General features: G+C 57.4%; 21 protein-coding genes. 3 read left to right on the top strand and 18 right to left on the bottom strand.

From position 1 onward, the window contains the following. Positions 1 to 2: 2 nt before the first annotated feature. From ACR0CG_RS20005 to ACR0CG_RS20035, 7 genes are all read right to left on the bottom strand, one after another. Positions 3 to 1,079, bottom strand: coding sequence for an alcohol dehydrogenase (locus ACR0CG_RS20005; protein ID WP_170415536.1), 1,077 nt, complete (start codon positions 1,077 to 1,079; stop codon positions 3 to 5). Between the two features lie 8 nt (positions 1,080 to 1,087). Further along, positions 1,088 to 2,392, bottom strand: a complete 1,305-nt coding sequence (locus ACR0CG_RS20010; protein WP_170415538.1) for a TRAP transporter large permease — start codon at positions 2,390 to 2,392, stop codon at positions 1,088 to 1,090. Beyond that, positions 2,389 to 2,829, bottom strand: a complete 441-nt coding sequence (locus tag ACR0CG_RS20015; protein ID WP_170415540.1) for a TRAP transporter small permease subunit — start codon at positions 2,827 to 2,829, stop codon at positions 2,389 to 2,391. The genes ACR0CG_RS20010 and ACR0CG_RS20015 overlap by 4 nt, the downstream gene beginning before the upstream one ends. Before the next feature lie 42 nt (positions 2,830 to 2,871). After that, the gene (locus ACR0CG_RS20020; protein WP_170415542.1) at positions 2,872 to 3,864 is read right to left on the bottom strand and encodes a TRAP transporter substrate-binding protein DctP; all 993 of its coding nucleotides are present in this window, start codon (positions 3,862 to 3,864) and stop codon (positions 2,872 to 2,874) included. Between the two features lie 128 nt (positions 3,865 to 3,992). Beyond that, on the bottom strand, positions 3,993 to 4,925 hold the full coding sequence (locus ACR0CG_RS20025) for a hydroxymethylglutaryl-CoA lyase (RefSeq protein ID WP_170415544.1): 933 nt from the start codon (positions 4,923 to 4,925) through the stop codon (positions 3,993 to 3,995). Positions 4,926 to 4,930: 5 nt separating this feature from the next. Then, positions 4,931 to 5,728 (bottom strand): enoyl-CoA hydratase-related protein, encoded by a 798-nt coding sequence (locus tag ACR0CG_RS20030; RefSeq protein WP_170415546.1) that lies wholly within the window; start codon positions 5,726 to 5,728, stop codon positions 4,931 to 4,933. Positions 5,729 to 5,835: 107 nt separating this feature from the next. Continuing rightward, the gene (locus ACR0CG_RS20035; protein ID WP_170649847.1) at positions 5,836 to 6,780 is read right to left on the bottom strand and encodes a LysR family transcriptional regulator; all 945 of its coding nucleotides are present in this window, start codon (positions 6,778 to 6,780) and stop codon (positions 5,836 to 5,838) included. A 125-nt stretch (positions 6,781 to 6,905) separates the two neighbouring features. On the opposite strand from ACR0CG_RS20035, the gene ACR0CG_RS20040 reads away from it, so the two are divergent. From ACR0CG_RS20040 to ACR0CG_RS20050, 3 genes are all read left to right on the top strand, one after another. Beyond that, complete coding sequence (locus ACR0CG_RS20040; RefSeq protein WP_170649848.1) at positions 6,906 to 8,285, top strand: MmgE/PrpD family protein; 1,380 nt, start codon at positions 6,906 to 6,908, stop codon at positions 8,283 to 8,285. A 110-nt stretch (positions 8,286 to 8,395) separates the two neighbouring features. After that, positions 8,396 to 9,778 (top strand): MmgE/PrpD family protein, encoded by a 1,383-nt coding sequence (locus ACR0CG_RS20045; protein ID WP_170415552.1) that lies wholly within the window; start codon positions 8,396 to 8,398, stop codon positions 9,776 to 9,778. A 21-nt stretch (positions 9,779 to 9,799) separates the two neighbouring features. Beyond that, positions 9,800 to 10,969: a CaiB/BaiF CoA transferase family protein gene (locus ACR0CG_RS20050; protein ID WP_170415554.1), complete on the top strand. Its 1,170-nt coding sequence runs from the start codon at positions 9,800 to 9,802 to the stop codon at positions 10,967 to 10,969. A gap of 449 nt (positions 10,970 to 11,418) precedes the next feature. On the opposite strand, the gene ACR0CG_RS20055 is transcribed toward ACR0CG_RS20050, so the two are convergent. The 11 genes from ACR0CG_RS20055 to ACR0CG_RS20105 all read right to left on the bottom strand — a co-directional run bounded on the left by ACR0CG_RS20055 (position 11,419) and on the right by ACR0CG_RS20105 (position 22,786). Next, positions 11,419 to 12,456, bottom strand: a complete 1,038-nt coding sequence (locus ACR0CG_RS20055) for a hypothetical protein (RefSeq protein WP_170649850.1) — start codon at positions 12,454 to 12,456, stop codon at positions 11,419 to 11,421. 87 nt (positions 12,457 to 12,543) lie between these two features. Continuing rightward, entirely contained in the window at positions 12,544 to 14,379 is a 1,836-nt protein-coding gene (locus ACR0CG_RS20060) for a relaxase/mobilization nuclease domain-containing protein (protein WP_170709436.1), read from the bottom strand. Beyond that, entirely contained in the window at positions 14,376 to 14,750 is a 375-nt protein-coding gene (locus ACR0CG_RS20065; RefSeq protein WP_480527062.1) for a hypothetical protein, read from the bottom strand. The genes ACR0CG_RS20060 and ACR0CG_RS20065 overlap by 4 nt, the downstream gene beginning before the upstream one ends. 516 nt (positions 14,751 to 15,266) lie before the next feature. Continuing rightward, positions 15,267 to 15,467, bottom strand: coding sequence for a hypothetical protein (locus ACR0CG_RS20070; RefSeq protein WP_170709440.1), 201 nt, complete (start codon positions 15,465 to 15,467; stop codon positions 15,267 to 15,269). Positions 15,468 to 16,096: 629 nt separating this feature from the next. Then, positions 16,097 to 16,699, bottom strand: coding sequence for a methyltransferase (locus tag ACR0CG_RS20075; RefSeq protein WP_170709443.1), 603 nt, complete (start codon positions 16,697 to 16,699; stop codon positions 16,097 to 16,099). Positions 16,700 to 16,945: 246 nt separating this feature from the next. Next, on the bottom strand, positions 16,946 to 17,482 hold the full coding sequence (locus tag ACR0CG_RS20080) for a hypothetical protein (protein ID WP_170709445.1): 537 nt from the start codon (positions 17,480 to 17,482) through the stop codon (positions 16,946 to 16,948). Between the two features lie 177 nt (positions 17,483 to 17,659). After that, positions 17,660 to 19,525 (bottom strand): ParB/RepB/Spo0J family partition protein, encoded by a 1,866-nt coding sequence (locus ACR0CG_RS20085; RefSeq protein WP_480527065.1) that lies wholly within the window; start codon positions 19,523 to 19,525, stop codon positions 17,660 to 17,662. A gap of 220 nt (positions 19,526 to 19,745) precedes the next feature. Beyond that, positions 19,746 to 20,150 (bottom strand): DUF3768 domain-containing protein, encoded by a 405-nt coding sequence (locus tag ACR0CG_RS20090; RefSeq protein WP_170709450.1) that lies wholly within the window; start codon positions 20,148 to 20,150, stop codon positions 19,746 to 19,748. A 527-nt stretch (positions 20,151 to 20,677) separates the two neighbouring features. Beyond that, positions 20,678 to 20,929, bottom strand: a complete 252-nt coding sequence (locus tag ACR0CG_RS20095) for a WGR domain-containing protein (protein ID WP_170709453.1) — start codon at positions 20,927 to 20,929, stop codon at positions 20,678 to 20,680. 103 nt (positions 20,930 to 21,032) lie between these two features. Next, positions 21,033 to 22,154 (bottom strand): hypothetical protein, encoded by a 1,122-nt coding sequence (locus ACR0CG_RS20100; protein WP_170709455.1) that lies wholly within the window; start codon positions 22,152 to 22,154, stop codon positions 21,033 to 21,035. 281 nt (positions 22,155 to 22,435) lie between these two features. After that, a complete protein-coding gene (locus tag ACR0CG_RS20105) occupies positions 22,436 to 22,786 on the bottom strand; it encodes a hypothetical protein (protein ID WP_170709457.1) in 351 nt (116 codons plus the stop codon). Positions 22,787 to 23,068 lie beyond the last annotated feature (282 nt).

Genomic DNA, 23,068 nt, shown 5'->3' on the forward strand with positions numbered 1-23,068 from the left:
TGTCACTCGTCGTCCTGGTCGGGCTGGAACACGATGCGGCCTGTGACCCGGCCATGTTCCAGATCCTCGACTGCCTGGTTAATTTGCGAAAGCGGACGCCGCTCGATCGGCATCTGCTTGATCTTGCCTGCGCGGACCATTTCGATCAGCGTGTGCAATTGCGGCGAATTGCCCACATGGCTGCCGCGCACGGTCATGGCCTTTTGCGGCAGCCAGACTTGAGGCATCTTGAAATCCCCGCCGCACTGCCCGACGACAATATAGCGCCCCGCCTTGGCCAGAGCGCGCACGGCGAGCTGGCCCGTAGAGGGGCCGCCGAATGTATCAAGCACCCCCATCAGGCGGCCATCTGCTAGGCTCTGCAACTCCGCAACCCCATCTTCACGCGTGCTGTTCATGATCTTCATTGCGCCTATCTCCAGCGCCGCATCGAGCTTGGCGTCGTCGATATCGACGGCGATAATGTTATCGATCCCCATGGCCCGCGCGATGGCGATGGCATTCATGCCAAGCCCCCCGCATCCCAGGATCGCCATCCACTCACCCTCCCGCAGCGCGCCCATCTTCTCCAGCGCGTTGTAGACGGTGATGCCCGAGCACGCGTGGGGCACGACAGCGGCCGCATCAAGGCCCTCGATATCGACAAGGAACTTCTCGTTCTCCACCAGGCAATGGGTGGCAAAGCCGCCCTTTTGCTTCAGCCCGATGATCCGCATATTCGGGCAATCGCTCTCCCGGTCGTCCAGACAGGCCTCGCATGTGCCGCATCCGATCCAGGGAAAGACGAGAACCTGCTGTCCCGGGGTGACCGTCGTCACCTCTTGGCCCACGGCTTCGACAATGCCGGCGATCTCGTGGCCAAATGTCATCGGCAGTTGCGCGCCGCGGTCGGCAAAGGTCAGCTTGCCCTCTTCGCCAAGGTCCATATAGCCTTTCTGGACATGCAGGTCCGAGTGACAGAGACCTGCCGCCGTAACGCGCACCATAACCTCGGCCCCGCTGGGCTCCGGCAATGCATTTCGGCGTTTTTCGAAGGGCTGGCCCCATTCAATAAGATCATAGCTGGTGTATTCGGTCATGAGGTTTCTCACAGCATGGATGGGATAAGTGTGACGATGCCCGGAACAAGATAGAGCAACGTGATCGCTATCGCGAAGATGGCTACGACGCTCCACGCCGCGCGGTAGGTCTTGCCCATCGGGAGGTCTGGGGAAGCAGCCTTGAGCGCAAACAGCGCGTAGCCAAACGGGGGCGTCACCGAACCAAGGGTGACGTTTATTAGGTAGATTGCCCAGAACCAGATCGGGTCGAACCCAAACGCGTCGGCGATCGGCGCGTAGATCGGCACACTGACCAGCATATAGGCGATCACGTCGATGAACATGCAGGCCACGAGCGTGATGAGCATGGTCGCCAGGAAGGCCGTCAGGCCAGTGAGGTCCTGCGCCAAGAAGAATTTCAGGAAGCCTTGCGATGCGCCGGTAAAGGACAGTATCTGAGCAAACAGGCTGGAGGCGGCAAAGATCGCCATGATCGAACCGGTCAGAAGCGCCGCCTCGACAAGGCTGTCGGTCAGGAACTTGAGGCTGAGCTTTCGATAAAGCGCGGTTGTGATCAGGGCACCGACGACCCCGCTGGCCGCGGCTTCCGATGGCGTGGCAACACCAAGCAGGATAAACCCAATGACGGAGAATATGACCATGAGGAACGGCACGCATTTCAAAAGCAGCCACCCCAGGCTGTCGCCATCTTCGCCTCCGTTGGCGTCGTCTTCCGGGGCGAGGCTTGGGTTGCGCTTGATCCGCACCCAGACATAAAGACCGGTCAGGGCGGCAATCAGCAGCCCCGGCAGCAACCCAGCGACAAGTAGCCCGGCAATCGAGACATTCACCAGGGATCCCAGGATGATGACGACGATGGATGGCGGAATGATGGGGGCGAGGCTTGCGCCTGACAGGATCGTGGTGATCGACAAGCCTTCGTCGTAGCCGCGCTGGTTCATAGAAGGCAGAACCGAACGCCCGAGCATGGCTGTCACCGCGACGATGGAGCCCGACAAAGCGCCGAAGATCGTGGAAAGCGCGATCACGAGGAAATAAAGCCGTCCCCGCAGCCTGCCAAAGATGCGGTTCGCCGCGTCGAAAAGCACTTCCGTCGACCCGGAGCGAAACAGCAGATCACCCATCAGAACGAACATGGCCACGGTGCTGAGGGACACTATGGACGTTGCCGTCAGGATCGAGTTCGCGACCAGCCCGAACCCGTTCGAGCCAAACAGCATGAAGACCGCGCCAATGCAAATCGCGAAGAACGCAATGAATACCGGTAGTCCCGTCGCAAAGGAGCCGAGCAGAAGCCCCAGCAGGATCATAAGGGTTTCGGCCCAGCTCATGCCTCATCCCTCCCGATCAGGGCAGTTGTTAGGAAGATCAGCGCAACAACGCCGAAACTGAATGCTATCGGCGACAGCAAGGCCCATTTGGGCACTTGAATAACCGTGTTGGTCAGGATGCCCGTCGAAAACTGCTTCAAGGCCGACGAGGCAACGATCCACGCCGCCAGCGCCGCGACAACTGCCGAAGCCAAAGCCAGAACTCGGCCCCATTTTACCGCCACGTCATCGCCCACCGCTTCGACAAGGAATGTGATCGCGATATGCTGGTTGCGGCGGGTCACTTCGGGCAGCGCGAGAAAGATCATCGCGGGCATGATGAAGCTGATGACGTCGTTGCTCCATTTCGTCGGAGCGTTCATGGCGTAGCGCATGAAAATCTCCATCACGAACAGACCGACGATCCCCGCAAGAAGAAGCGCTGAGAGGAACGCCATCCCCCCCGCAACTCCTTTTTCGATCCGCTTCAGCGTCAGCATTTATTGGGAAAGCCCAGCTTTGACCGCCAGTTCACGAATGCCTGCCGCCACATCTGCATCGGTGTCCATCGCCAAGCCCCACATGGCTTCCGACATCCAGGCTGAGATATTTTCGGCCTCGCTGGCGTTCATGTTGGTGATCGCCATGCCCTTTTCCTGAAGCTGGCCCAGCTCCATGTCGGCGATGCGCGTCATTTCTTCGAGCGCGTAGAGTTCCGTCTCGGCCGCGGCGCGGGTGATTGCCGCCTGCGTGTCGGCGTCGAGCGAATTCCATTTGTCGAGGTTCATGAACATCCAATTCGACAGCGATCCGAAATCAGGCTGCAGAACATGGCTGGCAACCTCGTAGAGCTTGAAATCGACCAGCCCAGTAGCGCTCCAGGGAGCAGCGTCGATCACGCCATTCTGAAGCGAAGAGTAGATCTCGCCACCACCCAGAGGAACAGGGCTGCCGCCCAGCTTCTCAATGATCGCGATGTATGAGGCATTGGCCCGCACCTTCATACCTTCAAAGGAATTCTCGCGCCCTTCAACGTCCTGATTGGTCACGAAGCGGAAACCACGCTGGCCCAGCGGCATGATCCCGATCACCTTGATGCCCAGGGTCTGGTAATAGGCGTCAAAGGCGTCGAAAATGCCGCTTTCACGCCAGGTCGCCGGATCGACGGCGATCCCGTCGGCGGCCATGCCGATCTTCGTAGTCCCCGCGTGATAGGCCGGGTGTGTGAAGATCATGTCGATGATGCCGGTCTGAAGTGGTTCGACCAGTTCCAGTGGGCTGATCGCTTCGGGCCCGACAACATTGATGTCGGTATTACCGCCGGTATGTTCGGCCACCTTGGCTACGAAGGTTTCGACATTGACGCGATAGGTCGCCTGGTTCGATGCCCAGGAACTGACCATTTTCAGCGTTTCGGCCATTGCGCCAACGCTGGAAAGGCCCAAGACGAGCGCTGATACGGCAGCATATTTTGACAGTTTTGCGATGATCATTTTGTCCTCCCAAGTTTCGAGCGCCCCCAACGCGGAAGGACGCCTTTGCAAGGGCAGCTTTGCAAATGCTGTGGGGTGACAAAATTATAACGCGAATATGGGTGCTATAACGAATTTGCAACGCAGTGTTAGGCGGCTGACAGAAAGGTTTTAGCCAAGCCCGCCTGTTTCAACCGGCCTTCGATGCGTTCATCCGGCAGCCATTCCTCAAGCCTCGCGCGCAGCTTCAACAGCCGCACGAAATCAATTCCAGTGCTCAAGCCGATGCTTTCCAGCAGATAGGCGCAGTCTTCTGTCGCGATGTTCCCCGTCGCGCCGGGGGCGAAAGGGCATCCACCGAGCCCCCCAAGCGCTGAATCGAAGCGCCGAACGCCAACCTCGGCGGCAGCCATGACATTGGTAAGCCCCATGCCCCTGGTATCGTGGAAGTGGGCGGCTAGTGGAAGCGGGCCGACCAAGTTCGAAATGGCGGAAAACATCCTGCGCACCTGGAGCGGATTGCCGTAACCGACCGTGTCGGCGATGTTCAACTCGTCCGCCCCGGCGGCGGCCAGTCTTTCTGACAAAGCCAGAACGCGGTCTTCTGGCACCTCGCCTTGGATGCTGCACCCAAATGCGGTCGCGATAACCGCCGACAGGGCAACCTTGCCCTTCAACCCGCGCGCATCGCGTTCCGTCACGAGGTCCTCGAACTCTGTCACCGACGCATCGGTCGGGCGCCGGACATTGGACATGTTGTGCGCTTCGCTGGCCGACAGAACGAAGGTGATCTTGTCCGCCCCGCGCCCAAGGGCGCGGATACCACCCTTGAGGTTCGGCACAAGCACCGCCGCGGTAAAACCTCCGATGGCCTTTACTCCCTTCAGAACCTCGGCCGCATCCGCAAATTGGGGAATGGAGGATGGCGGAACGAAAGAGGTCACCTCGATCTCCGAAAACCCGCAAGCCACCTGGTCTCGGCACCAGTCGAGCTTGGTTTGGGTCGGAAGGATCCGGCCAACCATCTGCAACCCGTCGCGAAGGCCAACTTCGCGCAAGTCCACCTTGTCAGGAAAAGTCATGCGTTTCATTGCCCTTTGAACTGCGGTTGGCGCTTTTCGTTGAACGCCCGCACGCCCTCGCGCCGGTCCTCGGTGTTGATCGTGCGGTTATAGGTTTCGATCTCGAAGGCCAGCCCATCGGCCAGTGACATCTGCGCACCGCGATAGATTGCCTGCTTGGCCTGTCGGACAGCGATCGGCGCGTTGCGCGCCATCGCCTCGGCGGTGTCAAGCGCAGCCTCCAGCAGTTCCCCGATCGGGAAGACGGCATTGGCAAGGCCCCAGTCCAGCGCCTCGGCGGCGCTGAACGGGCGGGCCGACAGGATCACCTCCTTGGCACGCCGTTCGCCGATGGCCCGTGCCAAGGTCTGCGTGCCGCCGGCACCGGGGATGATACCGATCCGGGTTTCGGTCTGGGCAAAGCGGGCGTTGTCGGCGGCATAGATGAAATCCGCAGCCGCCGCGATTTCGCAGCCTCCGGCATAGGCCGCACCGTTCACGGCGGCGATGATCGGCACCGGGCAGCCCAGAATGGCACGGATCATGCGTTCATAGACCAGATGCTGAAGGCCCCAGTCATGATCAGACATCCCGTCGCGTTCCTTCAGGTCGGCCCCCGCGCAGAACGCCTTTTCGCCCGCGCCCGTCATGACCACGCACCTTGTATCCCCGGGATCGAGCGCCAGGTCCTCGTAGAACTGGACCAGATCACGAGCCATCTGCGTATTGAAGGCGTTCGCAGATGCCGGCCGGTTCAGTGTGACCTGCAGCACGTGGTCACGCGGCGTTGTTATCTCGAGTGTCGAAAATGAGGAAGTTGTCATGAGGTGATCCATTGCCGTTTTCGATAAGATCAGCGGCTCAATGCGATCAAACAATTAAAATGTTGGCAGTGATGCCATGCAGAAATTCTATGGCGGGCGGCCGCACGTCAAATGTCTTCGACAAGATCCGATTCCGGATCAGCCTTCCATACGCCCTCTTCAATCATCGTGGCGATTTCGCTGGCAAGAACCTTGATCACCGCGTCCGTGGCTCTGGTGTTTGACCTGTCCGGCGGCATTGCCAGAACGAGTTGCCGGCGGATGGGAGGGGAAACAAAAGTCCGGGCTTCGAGCACTCCCGATTTGACCTCTTCGGAAACCGCCGACAGCGGGATGAAAGCATGATAAGACCCGTCAGCGACGAGTGACTTCAACACCCAGAACGCGTCACCGCGCAGCGCGATGTTCAGAGAAACGCCTGCCTTAGAAGCGGCATTGTCAACCAGCATCCGAATAGCATGGGGACGGCTGGGCAAAACAAGCGGCAGATGCTCCACTTCGGCGATCCGGATCTGCGGGCCGAGGTCGGGCAACGAATCCGGAGGGCTGATCAGCGCGATATCCTCGTAAAGCAACTCCTTACAGCGCAGGTGCAGGTCAGCCGCAGGTCCGTAAAGAAACGAAATGTCCAGATCGCCTCGCTGAAGCCATTCGATCAGGTGGCCTGAATAACCTTCGACGATCCGGAGTGTGACCTTGGGCAGCTCGCGCCGCACTCGTTCTACGAGACGCACGGCGAAAACGGTGTTCACGCTGGGCATTAAACCGATCGCAACGTTGCCTTTGACCACTTCATCATTCGAGCGGATGTCGTCGACCGATTGCTCCAACTGGCGGATCAGGCCGGAAACACGCCCAAGGAGTTTTTCCCCCGGTTCGGTGAGTGTCATACCCCTGACATGGCGCGCGAAAAGCTGAACGCCGATCTCATGCTCCAACAGCTTAATGTGACGCGACAGGGCCGGTTGCGCCAGGCGCAATCGGTCCGAGGCCGCGCTGAGTGATCCGGTTTCCGCAACGCAAATGAAAGTCTTGAGCTGCTTGATATCCACGTCGACGCCTTCGAATTTCGTTATCGTGGATATACTTACTTTCGCATATTTTTATTTCCGTCAATGGAAAAGAGTAAATGTGGTTTTGCAAGAGGCCACACGAGATTTACAGAAATGAACCGCCGATGAGCAAATCTGACACCTTGAACTCCGCTCCAATCACTGAGGCCATCACAGCGTTTGCGACGGGTTCTCTAGATGAGGGCCGATCTGAGGCCGCGCTGCGCATGACACGCATATCACTGTTCGACTGGCTGGCTGTTTCGATCGCCGGGCAGGACGAGCCGGTCAGCCGGATCGTCAGGGACTATGTCGCGACCGAAGGTGGTGTCGCTGAAGCTACGGTTGTCGGAACGGCGCAGAAGCTGCCAGCGCGGGCAGCCGCAATGGCCAATGGCACGATCAGTCACGCACTTGACTATGACGATACCCATTTCGCCTATCTCGGGCATCCCAGCGTCGTCGTCTTTCCTGCGAGTTTTGCTTTGGCGCAAAAGACCGGAGCGAGTGGCAAGACGTTTCTGGAAGCATCGCTTGTCGGTATGGAGGCCGCAACCCGCATCGGCGCCTGGCTCGGGCGCCACCACCATTTCGTCGGGTTTCATTCCACCGCAACCGCAGGTGCCTTCGGCGCGGCACTGGCCTCGGCCCGATTGCTTGGACTGGACGTGCGGGGCGCAGGAAACGCCCTCGGGTTGGTCGCAACGCGCGCCTCGGGTTTGCGGGCACAATTCGGGACAATGGGCAAACCGTTTCATGCCGGCATGGCCGCGTCCAATGGTGTCGAGGCCGCGCTTCTCGCCCAGGCAGGATTTGAGTCCCGTCCCGACACACTGGAGGCCGACCAGGGTTTCGCGATTACGCACGCCGCAGAAATGCGGGCTCCGGACGAGATACTGGACGGCCTTGGCCAGTCTTGGATGTTCGAAGGGGTGCTGCATAAGTTCCATGCTTGTTGTCACGGTGCACACGCGTCGCTTGAGGCCTTGATCGAAGCGCGTGACAGTCTGGGCGTAAAACCGGACGAGGTTGCAAGTGTCACGCTTTCAGTGCCACCGCGTTATCTGAAGGTCTGCAATATCCTTGAACCCCAGACGGGGCTTGAGGCGAAGTTCAGCTACCGCCAGTGTTCCGCGATGGTTCTCGTGGGCCAGGACACGGCTGCCTTGACCACCTATTCTGACGCCGCCTGCCGCGCCCCAGACCTCGTTGCCCTGCGCGACCGCGTGGTGGTGAAAGGCGTTGACGGATTGGCGGAAACGCAAGCAACGGCCCGGATCACGACCAATGATGGCCGAAGCGTTGAAATCACCCACGACATTGATCGCATGGGAGGGCTCGCGTTACGCGAGCAGAAGATCAAGGCCAAAGCTCAGGCTTTGCTGGGCGAAGACTCCGCATCCGATCTTTGGAATGCCGTGGAGGCAGCGGAGCCTGCCTCCCTTGATGAATGGTTGCGGGGCCAGAACGACCCAGACACCTGCACCAAGCAAGCTGCATCATAAAAACCTGATATAGCACCTATCCATGCATTTTAGTTTTTCAATGCCAACGCAGATGCGAGTTCTGGTTTGAACAGACACCCTACCAAGATATGCGCGAACCGGAGAATTTTATGGCACAATCAACAAACAAGGTGGACCTGACTCGTCAGCTCGCAGAGTTCGTTGCTCGCACAAGCTTCGATGACTTGCCGACCGAGGTCGTCGAACAGGCGAAACTCTTCATACTCGATACCCTTGGCTGTGCTTTGGGCGGTCGCGTTCAGGCCAGGGAAGAGGTTTCCTGGGTGACGGGGTTCGCCGCGGCTCAAAAAGCGGGTGGATATTCCACCGTCTTTGGCGAGGCGGGAAAAACCAGCGCTGTTACAGCCGCGCTGACCAATGGCGCCATGGCACATACGATTGACTTCGACGACACGCATATGCCGTCGATTTCCCACCTCGGATCGTCTCTGGTCGCCACGACCTTTGCCCTGGGCGAGGAACTGCAATCGAGCGGCAAGGAGATCATCGAGGCCTTTGTCCTGGGCTTCGATGTGGCCGGGCGCATCGGGCGTTGCACTATGCCGACCCACTACAAGTTCTGGCATCCCACCGCGACCTTCGGGGGCATCGGCGCAGCCGCCGCCGCAGCGAAGCTGCTGAAGTTGGATGCTGTTGGCATCGAGATGACCATGGGACTCGCGGCTGATGCAGCTGGCGGGCTTCGCTACGGCGTCGAGAATGGCGATTTCTCAAAAAGTCTGCATCCTGCCATGGCAGCGATGAAAGCTGTGCTGTTTGCCCAACTGGTCAAAGGCGGTGCGACCGGCCCGCTTGGAATCCTTGAATATCCGTCTGGCTTCTTCAACGCCTTCTCGGAAGAGCCAAACCCCGAACCTCTTCTCGACCGGTTGGGAGAATACTACGAGGTCAGCATCGGCGGTCTGAAATCGCTTCCGACAATCCAATGCAGCCATACGGCAGTGACAAAAACGCTCGACCTGGTCGCCGAGAACGACCTGCAAACGGAAGACATCGCTGAGGTCAGCATCGTACAGTCCGAGACCATGCCAGGACAGGGCATGAACTATGCGCCAAAGAGCCCCCTTGCAGCGCGTCTCAGCACGCCTTTCGCCGTGTCTCTGGGTCTCAAGGACGGTGCAGTCACGCTCGAACGCTTCTCGGACGAAACTCTTGCCGACCCGGATATTAGCGATCTGATGCCCCGCATCAAGATCGAGGCCAGCATGGAACTGGCAGAGAAATACCCCAATACTGTTGCCGCCCTCGTGGATGTCAAAACCCGCGATGGTCGGGTCTTCTCAGGGGAACAGATTTACGCCAAGGGCGACCCGAACAACCGAATGACCCCGGAGGAAATTGCGGCAAAGTTCCGCACGCTGGCGACCGGGGCGCTTGGTATTGAGCGAACCGACCGGGTGACTGCTGACATCCTCGCTCTGGAGGTCGCCGAAGACCTTCGCGAGGTCACCAAGAGCCTTGGCGCGGCCTGACGTCGACCCGGAGAGAGTAGCATGGCAAACCCGTTTTCCGACCTGCTGGTGGTGTCTGTCGAACAGGCGTTGGCGGCACCTCTGTGCACATCGCGCCTCATCGATATGGGCGCGCGGGTGATCAAGATCGAACGCGCCGGAGGCGATTTCGCACGGGGCTATGATGCCTCAGTCCACGGCGACAGTTCGTATTTCGTCTGGACCAACCACGGGAAGGAGTCGGTGGTTCTGGACCTGAAATCAGAAAGGGACGCCGACCTGATGCACTGCCTGCTGGCGAAGGCTGATGTCTTTGTCCAGAATCTCGCGCCGGGCGCGATGGCCCGCGCGGGGTTCGGATCGGAGGAAATGCGCAAGAAAAACCCGCGGCTCATCACCTGCGACATCTCCGGTTATGGCGACGATGGTCCGGCCAGCGCGCTCAAGGCCTATGACTTTCTTGTTCAAGCCGAAAGTGGTCTGGTGGATGTGTCAGGTGCACCGGAGGACCTTGGCCGCATCGGCGTTTCGATTTGCGACATTGGGGCAGGGATGACAGCGCACGCGGCGATCGTCGAGGCGCTCCTCTATCGCGAACGCACCGGCGAAGGCTATGGCGTCAGCGTATCGCTCTTCGGGGTGGCGTCGGAATGGATGAACGTGCCGCTGATGCAGTACGAATACGGCGGCAAGGCCCCCAAGCGGGTTGGCCTGATGCACCCTACGATCCAGCCCTACGCAGCCTTCAAGGTGAACGACGGATCCCAGGTCATCATCGCCATCCAGAACGAACGCGAATGGGCACGGTTTTGCGACAAGGTACTGGAGCGACCGGGCTTGGCCACCGACGAAAGGTTCATCAGCAACAATGCGCGGGTTGAAAATGTTGAGGCGTTGCATGACATAATCGGCAGCGTTTCGCGCGCGCTCTCGCGGGAATCATTCACCACAAGACTGGCCAACGCGGATATCGCATATGGCTCCGTCAATTCTGTAGCAGCGCTTGCCGATCACGCTGGACTGAAGCGTGTCCGCGTTGCGACCACCATGGGCACGGAAGTTACCATGGCAGCTCCGCCGATTCATCGATCCATCGACGTAAATGACAGCCTGCCACCACCTCCGACTCTTGGGCTGCATACCGCTAGCGTCTTTGACGAGTTCGGAGGCTCGTACCAGCCCATAGACAGTTCAGCGAATGCTCGGGGATGAATATTGGGCCTTTCCTCTGTCTTGGCACAGCCGCTCATATGAACGTCTATTCAGCACAGTAGAGTTCGGGCAAATGGTTGAACCGTTGAGTTCCCTCTCGCAGCGCAAAGTTTCTGCGTGGATAAATCGCGCCGTATCCCGCACTTGCGCGTCCGCCCGCGATGCAGCGAAAGGTCGCTCTGAACTTCACCGCCCGAGCAATGTTGAATGACCCAAAACGGGAAGCGCAGGGCTTCGCTGCGTAAAGTCTTCTGCACTCGCAAAGGAATGTTGCATCAGCAGTAGCCGCGCGCGCATAAGGCGGATTAGTCCCGCGTTGCGGTCGCACACGTCAACGGCAGCGAAGGGTCGTTTTCCAAAAATCCTGTACGGAAGATTCCATCCCGCCCTGTTTTGCGCCGAGCCTGAATTTAGCCCTGTTGCATCAATAAATACCTTCTGCTCGGCAATTACAGACTGTGTCCATCATACTCATGGACGTGGGTGGCCTGTTCGCGGGTATGGGCAATCTCTTGGACCACGGCTGCAATCTTGCTGGATGAAACTTGATGCAGCTCACCGACAACGGCCTCGGCGCGCTCGTAGCTGTCCGGAACGCCTTGGCTATTAAAATGGGCGGCAGCGGTGGAAATGTCCGCGTCTCGCCAAGTCGCCGTGGTGCCGACTGAAACGCTGTCATGATCGTTATAGCGGGCCAGGAACTTGTTTCCGTCGAGACCGAAGCTGTTGGCGGTCGCCACAATGTCATCACGCACAGCCAGCCACTTTTCGGCCTCGGACGGGTCCAAGTTGTCCAACTCGGCCGCATTCATGGATGTGGTGTAACTGTCGTCAGCAACAGTGTACGCCTGCAGGTCGGTGTCGTATGGGCGTAGCTCGGCAACATCGCCCTTCAGCTCTCCGATCTGCACGTCCATTGCGGCACGCAGATGCGGATCTTCGACCTCACGTGCAAGAGCCTCCATGTTCTCGATGGAGTTCACAATGTCCTTGGTCTGCTGTTCGTAGTTCTCGAAACCGGCCTGACCCAGAGCGGATTGCATATACTGAACATAGCGATCACCGGGCGACTGGTAGTCGTCGGAATCCTGAAAACCTTTGTCGCCGGACAGATCAGCAAGGGACGAATAGTAGGGGTGATACAGGTCGTATTCCTGAGCATCGTTCATGTGCTGAGAAACCAAAGCCTGCATATCGTTCAGATCAACCGGTTCCCCTGACCGCTCCGCAGCCTCTAATTCGATTTTCAGTTCTTCGACCAAATCTTGTTGCACCGTATGTTCGTCAACACGGCGGTTGGCCTGGTCCTCGATGTTGAAGCTCTTTGAAACGATGGCTGCACGATCAAAGCCCATCGCCCGCTGTTCTTTCTTTATGATGTCGATCTGCTCTGAAACGCGATCCTCGCGCGGGGCGGATTGATCAAATTGGGAATAGGGTGCGAAGTGTTCAACTTCGTTCAAAAGATAGTCTGTACGCGAAACCATAGTTTTTCCTTTGCGAGTTGATGGATAACTCTGTGATGGTTCTGCCTGGGGCGTTGGCGCGCTCATCAGGCAGACAGGGTGAACTCCTTAAAGGCTGTGTCCGTCATCGTCACCGCGCCCTTGCAAGAGCGGGTGTGTTGCGTGTGCGTGAACCTCTGAGAGTTCTTCTGAGATTGCGATGATCCTGGAAGAAGCAAGCTGGTGCAGCTCGTCAACAACGGCCTCAGCGCGGTCGTGGCTGTCCGACAATCCTTGAGCCTGGAAGTGGGCCGCGGCGGTCGATATGTCGTCGCTGCGCCATCCCATTGTTGTGCCCAAAGTGACGTTCTGGTGGTCGCCAAAGCGCGCAACAAACGCCTCACCATCGAGGCCATAGCTGCTGGCCGTTTCGGTGACTTCCTTGCGGATCGCCGCCCACTGTTCGGCCTCCGGATAGTCGAGGGTATCCATTTCAGCGGTGCCCATTCCCATCATCGTTGAATAGCGCCGGTCCTCGATGATGAAGGCTTGAAGGTCCGGATCGTTGGTGCGCAGATCCGCAACGTCGCCCTTCAGCTCGCCAATCTGAATGTCCATAGCGACACGCAGATGAGGGTCATCAACCTCACGGGCCGGCCCTTCCATCTTGTCGATGGATTGCAGCAATTCTTTGGTCTGAGACTGGAAATCCTCATAGGCCCCCTCGCCCAAGGTGTCCTGCATATAGACCTCGTAGCGGCGTGCTGCCGGGGCATAATCTGCGGACGCCTGGAACGCCTTGTCATCGACAATATCAGCAAGGGCAGACAGATACGGATGGCTCTGTTCGTTGTCCCGAACGTCGCTGATATGGGCAACAACCTGAGCCTTCAGCTCGGGTGCTATTGTTTCCTCAGAACCGCCTAATTCGATGTGTCGCCGCAAGTTGCTCATGACTTCGGGGGACACATAAGACGGGTCTCCCGGCTCACCATAATCATCAAAATGATGGGCTTGATCCAACAGATGTTCCATTCTCGATACCATAGGTTCCTCTCCTTCAACGAGTTGGATGGCAAACTCTTCGATCCGGTCTTTGACGGCGTTGGCGCGCTCATCAAACAGATCCGACATTCTTGCGATGGAGAGAGTCATCACGTCGGCGGCCATGTCGCGGGCCGTAACTTCGACTTCCGGAGTGGTTTCAACAACCGACATTCCGGCCTGAACTTTCCACATATCGGTTTCGACTTCCTGCCGCAATCCGCGCTCAAGGCGGGTCGTTGCGGTCAGCTCAATTCCGTATTCCTCAGCAACCTCAACCTGGATGGAGCGCTGAACGTCGATGTTCATTTCGCTGCTCATACCCATAGCCAACCACTGCCCGTGTTCAACGCCTCGATTGTTCACAACGATGTGGACGTGGGGGTTGTCAGTGTCGTTATGGAACACTGTCAGGTAGTCCCAGGTATCCCCAAAATCACCGCTGCCAAATAGGCGGTCAGCGAACTCCAAACCGGCCTCATGAGCGGCGTCCGGATAGGTGCCTTCGGGAAAAGAAACGATCATGTGACGGGTGTAACCGTAGTTGGTTTTCCCGTTGAAATCCTCGGCCCAAGTCTCGATCAAATCACTGACCTGATCTGCATCGAGCGGGGTCACGCCATTGTCTCGGATGTCCAATACACCCTCTGCTCGGACGGTCAGATAATTGATCTGGCGGCGCAGCTCATGTGCGTTTTTCACCCCACCTTTGCGGACGTGTTTCACAACCGCCTCAGGCTTTCCAACCACAGCACCTAGCCGAGCCTTGATGGACGACGCCCGCGAGATCATGAACTTCATGCGCTTGGCGGTCTGCAGTTGCTGAGTGATCTGCTTGGATCGATCGACACCTTTCTGAGCCTCGCGGAAGGCAAGCTCCAGGAAGTCTCCTGCTGTCAGATCACGGGCAGCGGCATTCATTCTTCAGGTGTCAAATCGTCGTCGCGCAAGATTCGGCGAATGGCGGATTCAGGCTCACGGTTTCGGCGGGCCGCTGTGATCATCGCCTTCATGTCTTGTCGGTGCTGGATGATCGCGCGATGGAGGTTTTCAACATCGCGCCGGTCATCATCCGTCCAGATCACCGTGCCGCGCTTGGCCGATTTCGCAAGCTGATTGAGGTTGGTGTATCCACCCTGAACCTGCCGCAAGTGCTTCTGCCAGAGATCCACAACAGCGGGGTCAGGATCGAGATAACCGATCAGACGATAGACGAGGCGCTGGATGATCTGATTGCGGCTCTTGGCTCCGAGTACATCAACGGCCGCCTCCAGACGCTCCAGCGCATCCACTGGCAAGCGTACGGAAAAGACAGTTGTATCGGTGGGCATACTCAATGCATACCTATGGTTGTATTTTCAATTTGTAACACAACTACCTTATCCTGTCATACTCTCCAAGAGGAAACTGGGGGTGATTTTAGAAATCCGTATTTTCTCAAATTGCCCTCGGAACAGCTTTGCTCTTGGAGGCAATCTCCACGCCGGGAAAAGGGTCCCGCCCCTTTTCCAGCCAGCAGGCGTGGGTGCCGGTGGACCGGCGCAGGGCAATCACGCAAAGCGTGGGCTGCCCGAACAGCGCCCGTCACGTACCGGCACGTTTAAGTTCTTTATGGCATTTTCCGCGCGCCTCAGCGCGCTCAATATCCCGCCGCCTGCGCGGCGGGTGTGGCAGGGGTTAGAGCTGCCGCGTTGCGGTGGGTTACCTCCCTGCCCGTCCGTTGGGATGCGCGCCACGTGTGGCGCATATGTGGTCCGGCCTCTGGCCGGAGCAGAAGAAAGGGCGGCTTGCGCCGCCCTGCCCTTTCGTCATTCGGTGACGGGCTCGTCATCGTTCCGCTTTGGGAAGGCCACCATCTCAACGCCGGGGAACATGCTGTGCTTGACCTGGATCGAGATGATGTTGCCGGTCTCATCAGAATTTACGAAGAGAACCCCGCACCGATCCCAGAAAGTCTTGCCTTCCTTTTCGCCAGTCTTGACGTTCAGTTTCAGAGTTTGAGTTGCCATTGTTTGATCCTCGCTATGGCGTGTTTCGATGAACATGGGAAAAGCGGGCAACAAGGGGACGTCAGCAGGGAATTTGGTCCGCGCGGAATGCGCCGCAGGCGCAGGGGAAATTCCTTGTTGAAGCGCGGTGCCCGGGCCGGGCACCGCGCGTCTTCCCCGACTGCCCGCTTATGTTCATCCCTTCAGAAACACCACAGCCGAGGATCTTCTCCGGCAACGAGGTTGAAACTGACAGACCAGGTGAAAGGCAAGACTTCTTGGGATCGCTGCGCGCGGGACATCTGAACAAAGCGATGAGACAAGTGGCGGCAAGATCACCTCGATCCGACGCAAACGCAATACTCAGTTCAGGGTGCGGGTGGACTTTCTGGATTGGAATGAGCGTCGTGGCATTGAATGGAGGGGACTGGCGGTGACAGCCGCGCTTTCCTACTGGCGGAGGCCAAAGCCCGGACGGTCCGGCCCTGGTCCGCGCTTGTGCGGATCAGGTTAACAGACGGACTCAATTTGGCGGGGTGGGATCAGACCAAATAACCGGCGCTAAATCTCTAAGTTGAACTTTGCTGCTCGAGCCATACCAAAGGTCGGTTAATTGGACGCAATGGTTGTTCACTCATCCAAACACAAGATCATTCCGTATTTCGAACCCCCGCTCCAATCAGAACAGGCATGACCTGTTCATCAGATTTGAACTCGAATATCCGTTCGACCCGAATTAAACCAAGCCTTGCCGCCTCCAGCGCGGCCTTCATTTGATTCAGCGTCAATCCAAAGCCGTCATCATCTGACGCTTGCCAATCCCACTGCACAAAATGCCCTCCCTTGTTGAGCAAACCCACCAGCACCGCCACAGCGCCACTGTAATCTGGAAGAAAAGCGCAAACGGAAGACGCACAGATCAAATCGAATTCTGAAAACCCATTCCCTAGTTCCGGAACATCTCCAGCCAGAATATCTCCGTGAACTGCTCTGACATTGTGCAGCTGCTTTTGCTGCAGGACGGCAATCATATTCTCCGAAGTATCGACGGCGACAACTTCCTCCACATGCGGTGCAATTTTTTCCGCGAGCAATCCGGTACCACATCCAAAGTCGAGCACGCGTTTTGATCGCCAATCCTTCCCACAAATATCCAGGTGTTCGTCCAGCGTGGCGAACGCGCGACTCGCATAGCGTCTGACGTCGCTATTGTCGTCCCAACCATCGGCATAGTTGTTCCAGTCATCAGTCATGTTGCTCGCGTTTCCTTGTGGGTTTGCATCGGCCCCAACACATCTGCGCTGAGGCAGACGCATCGATACGAACGCGCGACATTGGCTAGGTTGGCGACAACAGTCAACATGGATTTGGAACAGCATATGGAAGGAATAGAAGCGACTTCGGCAAGCCTCTGCCGACGACCTTTCCCACAAGAAAGAGGCCCACCGAAGCGGGCCACAAGTTTAATCGAAGGAAAGTCTCGAGGTATTGATTGCAGGCTAACGCTTGCGCGCGCGATCGACAACACCATCGGCCGTGATCGTGGCAATCCGATCCTCGGTGCGCCGGGTGATCTCCACCCCGTCACCCGTCATATGCGCCTCGGCAAATTCCGTGAACTTGAAGATGCTGCCATCGGCCTCAACATGGGTTTCATCTTCCGCCGAGCGACGTTTCACCGACCCGTCATGGCGGATTTCAATGAGCGTATTGTCAGCCATTCGGACCGTCACGGAATGCTGATCCATCGCAACTCCCTGCCACCACATATCCGCATCGCGGCGCACAACGATACGGTTTGGATGCAGCTTGATCTGCACGTCCTGCGTTGCTTCCGGATCAGCGGCTTTGACCACAACAATCGCCTCCTGTGCGCTGGGGTCGTTGTGGATCGACGCGCTTCCGTTCTTTGGTGGCCAGAGCTTTGGCTGTTCGCGCGGCTTGCCCTCCTGATCCGTATGAAACCCGACAAACATCTGCGCGGATTTCCAAACGCGGCGGGCGGCTTTCTCGAGCTTGTTCGATGAGGTATCCATGGGTCTTACCAAATCCGTTCTGATCAAGTGATCGCTTTAGAAAATGAGCCGGGTGACCGACCTCTGATAGCTATGCGCGACGGGGTGTTTGCGCAATGCCACTTTGAGTTTTCATCATTGAGGCTGACACAGCCAGAGATTGATAGGCAGGGCGCAACGCACCCTGCCCTGTTGGGGTCAGAAGCAATCCGGCACCCAAGCATCGATCCGGGCTTTCTGTGCCTCGGTCACAGCCAATGCGGCCTGATGCGCGTTGTCGTTGAACAGCTTGTGCAGCGCGTCGTTCTTCGCGCCCTTCTTGGATTTCGCGAAGGCTTTGAAGGCGTCGGTGTCCACATGCAGTTCCAGCAGGTCCTTGTAGAGATCATCCAGCTGCCAGCCTTTCAGCCGTTGGAAGCAGTTTTCTGCCGACGGTGTCCAGATCGCGCGCATGTCAGCGCCAATCTCAGCCTCGATCTCGGCCATGAACTCCGGGCGCTGGGTCAGGAACCGCCGGGCCAGAAAAGCCGTGATCTCTCCATTCCGGACCTTCTTGCCCAGCTCGCGAAACGCTTTGAACGCCTCCACGCTGCCTTGAGCGGCCATCTCCTGGAATTGGTCATAGGCTGCATCTGCCGCTTCATCCCGCTCCCCTCCAAGACGCGGATCGAGGATGAACTGGTCATCGATCTGGGGCGTGTTTCGCTCAGCGCCACCATAGCCCAACCCAAACAGGTTGCTGGTCAGACCGGAAGCCGGGGTTGCGTAGAAGGCAAACAGGCTCAACACGTAATCAGGCTTATCCAGCAAAGCCGTTTGAATCGCGGCCAGCCGGATCGCCACCATGTCATCAATGAACTTCTGCGAATAGGCAGGTTTTGGTGCCTCCTTGGTCTTTGTCTCTTTGACCGGGGCCAGAACGCCGACCTCAATGGCGGCCTGCACATGTTCATCCGCGACATAGGCTGAGGATGTTTTGATCTCGCCGTTGTTGCCGACATAGACAAACACACCGGACAGCTTGCGCTGATCGTCGGAATAGAAGGGTGCTGCATAGTCCTCGAGCGCGACCAGCTCCTTTTCACCATCCGCGTCCAGAGCCTCTGCCTCATAGAGTTCGACAAGTTCGTCATACCGCTCGGCCTGTTCTTTGGTGAACTCCCGGCTCACCATCTCCAGACGGTGCATGCCTTCGATGCCCGAAAACCCATACGGAATGTAGCTGTCTTCATGGGTGTCCACCCAGTCCCAGCCTTCTGCTTCGCGTAGCTTTGCTGCTTCTGCCGCCAGTTTCTCAGCAAACAGATGATCCAATAGCACGCCGTCATTGAACAGGGTTTGATCGGCAAAGAGATCAGCGGTGACCGTGCCGCCTGCTTCTACATAGGCCTCCTGCCCCACAAACACGGCCTTGCGGTTGGTGCTGCTGACAGCTTCCGACGTCAGGGCCTGTTTCACATCATGCTCACTAAACCACCTGCATTCCTTGGCCTGTTCCAGCACGTCCAGAATTTTCTCTTCCTCGGTGCTGACGGTCATGGCCTTGGCCAGTCCCATGCTGATCTCACCCGCCTTGAGCGCGTCCAATACGGCGGCGGGCAGATAGGCAAGCGCGAGGCGGCGGCGCACATGGGCTTCGGTCACGCCAAACGCATTGCTGATCTTGGCAACAGACAGGGATTTCTCGGCCATATTGCCATAGGCGCGGACCTCGTCCACCGGGTCCAGTTCTTCGCGGGCCGTGTTTTCCGCATTGGCCCATTGTTCGGCCACAAAGGGATTATCCGTGACCTTCACGGGGACCTGAGCCAGATCGGCCCGTTCGGTCACGGCGATATTCAGAGCCCGCAGGCGGCGGCCACCGGCGACGATGGCGACTTTGCCATCTGCATCCCGCAGGCCACTGAGGTTCTGGATCAGTCCGCACATGACCAGACTGTCGGCCAGCAGGGCGATGCTTTCCTCCGTGACCTCCTGTCGTGGGTTCAGATCAGACAGGTAGAGATTGGACAGTGCGACGGTTTCGATGGTTTCAGGTGCGGTGAATGTTTCAATTTTGCTCATGGGGCAAATCCTTGTTTGAGTGTTTTGCTTTGTGTTAAGGGTGCCCTACCCCTTCGGGGGTAGAGCGGGGCCGATTAGGCGGTTGCGTGTTGTTTCAAGAAGGCGCGGGCGATCTTGCCGGAGAGGCCGCCCTTCTTGAGATTGTTCCAAGCCAACTGACGTTGACGCGCGAGGGTGTATGGGTTCATGAACTCACCTCCTTTCTGGATTGGGATTGGGATCAGTATTCGCTGGGGCACATGATGGTCAGGACGCGGCGGGTCACTGCGGGATCAAACGGTCGCTCGGAGCCGTATTTGTAGTCCGCGTCATAAAGGTCGATTTTCCAGAACAGCTTCTGGCCGCTGACCGTCACCGTTCCGAATGTGTGATCGCCATAAGGGTCATTGCCTTCGTCAAACTGGTCATCCGACGCCACTGCAGCCAAAGCGGCGGTTTGGAACTCAACCCCTTCGTCTGACACACCGGGCGTGACAAACACCTGCCCCTGAATGCCTTTGGAGTGCATCTCAATCGCCGCTGTCGGATCGATCAGGGCTTTCCGGAACAGGTCATTCTGGGCTGCAATCTCTGCCGCCTGAAGGCTGGTGTCATTTTCGATGTCGTTTGTCGTCTCAGTGTCCAAAACCGTCTCTCCTTTTGTGGTGCGACCTTCGGGGTTGATCCCCTTTTGGTGCTGGTTTTGAGCCGAGCCCTGAAAGGGCGTCGTCTCTAAAACCTGCCCCGTGGCGAACGCGGAGAGGGGCGAGACAGGACAAATCGACAAGAGTGGTGCGGCCCGCAGCGCAACGCGCGAGGACACGGTCTTGTCTATTTGTCTTGTCCGAGGGGGGAGGCCGCGCCTTCCCCCTGACGTCGGGGGGCGTTTGGCTTGTCCAAATCCCGCCTGACCAACAAAAGAAGCCAAAGGATCTTCGATCCTGCGGGAGCACAAAAGGGATCGAAACCCGAACGGGCAGATCACAACGGCATGGAGCGACCATGACCCAAAGCCCCCTGCCCCGGCTCGCAAGAGACGGATCAGGGGCTACTGGGACAGGGAGATCATGCTGGGGTGTTCTGGGTGGAAGCCGGCATGCCGGCTGAAACCTAGAGCCCGGTCACGAGACGACAGGCTCGGGATTTGCTAAGGAAACAGATTGCCACCCGAAGTCACTCACCGACCGGGACGTAGCCTCGTCGGCGCTTTTGCTTTTCGAGTTTCTGGAGTGCATCAGCAGCCTGGGCTTCGTCGTCATATGTCACCATCATGGCCTGTCCGTTTGTACCAATTCGTCCCCAGGTACGAAGGACGGACACTTCCCCAAATAATGTCGGCTGCAACTCAATTCCATAGAACCGCGCCATGTTGACGTCCGGGTCCACATGGATCAGGTGGACAGGTGTGGTTGCCGTCAGTTTCATGACGCGATTGTCGGCGAACTCAGCCCGTCTGTCCAATGACATTGCAAAACGAGGTGACCGGGATCTCACACCCAGTCACCCAACTGACGTCAGGTCGTCGGCATCAGCGCTTTATCACACCGTGTTCCTCATAAGCGTTCAACAGCATTTCCACATACTCGGCGGTATTTGCCGTCATTCCGCCTAAATCAGGCCAGGCGAATGGTTCCGAGAACAAGGAAATCTCCTGTTCGACCTCGAGCCCGAGCTTCGTGGCAACCGCCCGCGCAGAAGTCGGCTCCTTGTCCTCAGGCCAAAGCAATTCGTCAAAGGTGATCCAAACAACCTCTCCGTCGATCAGACTTATTTGTGCGCGAATAGCGCCAAGCCGTTCGTTGACTGTAGTCGCGTCCTCAAGCAATGCGCAGCGAACCAGAGTTGCAACGGTTTCCTCATCCAAACGCAGTGTAAGCCGCGGTTCCACAATCCTTATTTCCGGATTCTGCCTTTGCGCCACATCTGGAGTCTGAACTGGCTCCCCAGGAAACTGGTCATCAAATGGTACCGGATGGATATTCAATGGGTGAGTGCCACAGTTGGGACAATGCCAGTAGTTTTCGGCCGCTTGCGAGCCCGTGATCTGTACATCGCAACTGTGACAAAACCATGTTGCGGCGTCGCCACGCCCCAAAGGATGCCGTGCTACGCCATCAAGATCTGCTTTTGTTGATCTTCGAGGCCAATCAACCGCCATCTGTGCGCGCACTCTATTGCTGCGCGCCTGAGCGATCTCAAGAAGTTGGGCAAGAAAGTTCGGATCATTTACCGGGCTTGTTTCTGAATAGCGCTCGTCAATTTCAACAATAGGCGCTTCAAGCGGAGCCTCAGGAATCCGTAAATCCCAACCCTTTCCTGAAACTACAACATCACCAAGACTGTCTCCAATCTGGTACCAATGACCGCAAAGCTCCCCCTCTTCAAATGCTGGTTCGAAGGAGAATAGGGTATCATTGTTGGTGGCATCACCGTTTGCCTTTGCACCAGCATCGCATACAAACGCTTCAGCTTGCTTGAGATCGTCTTCGGTTGGCTGCCATTCAGCTTTCACAGCATCAGTCAGTGCTTTCCAGTGAGCAAAACCGAGCTGTACTGCGATAGCGTTCAGAGCTTCGTTGTGGGCCATAGTGGTCGCTCGCGCGTACCGCTTCCCCAACACTTTTAACTTCTTCATGTGATAATCTGACATGTGTCATCTCCTTTTGGATCTGACTAGGTGCCCGCTACTAATCTTTCCGCGCAGTAGACGCGGAGGCGCTAATATTATGCTGAAACGCTGCTTAGCTTTGCATGGCGGGCACACCGGCCTGCGTGAAGGCCAATCACTGGGTATGACTTCTATAGCGTATCGTCAAGCACCTTAAATGGTCGTTCAACAAATTCGAAATTGGCCACAAGATTGGCTCGGTTGTCGATCCGCTCGGCGTCGATTTAGTCAACAAAACCCTCTGCGTAGTACCAATTCAATAGCTAGAGCATGTGGGATCCAGGCGCGACGACATAGAACTCAGGAATTTTGACTGTACTTGCGTATTCAAGGACTTCACGCGTAGGGATAACGAGAGTTGATTGGCCCTTGGGGGCATGGCAGTTCTTCCCAGATTTCGCATACCAAGCAGTTCCTCCCCAACCGCCGCTATGCTCGGTATTAAGGCGCCCTGCACTCGGCTTGGTACCGGTGACTTGAGCAACCTTCAAACCCAATAACCCACCTTGAGTGCTGCGGATTACAACCTGATCGCCTTCGTTGACGGATCTCAAATACTGTTCGATCTCGTGCTTGGTCTGTGTGCTAGAAGGATCGACTTTGGGTGTTTTCATAAGGAAATCTCTTCTGGAAAAGAACTTTGGTTGGTCAGGCTATCGAAGGCGATTTCTGTCGGCTGAGCCTCACAGTTCCAATACGGCAATCTTGGTGACCAGTTCAACCAGCAACAGGCCCTCATTAGACTCATTCGGCCCTTTCCGGACTTTCACGTTACCCTCACGATGCTGCGTTCACGCCCACATAGCTGATGGGGTGGATGGCTCCTGCTTCAACCGGCGTCGCAATGCGCCATAGTGCAGGTGTCAAAGTCTGCTTTTGAAAGGAGCCACCCCATG

The organism is Ruegeria sp. AB8 (genome assembly GCF_056542605.1).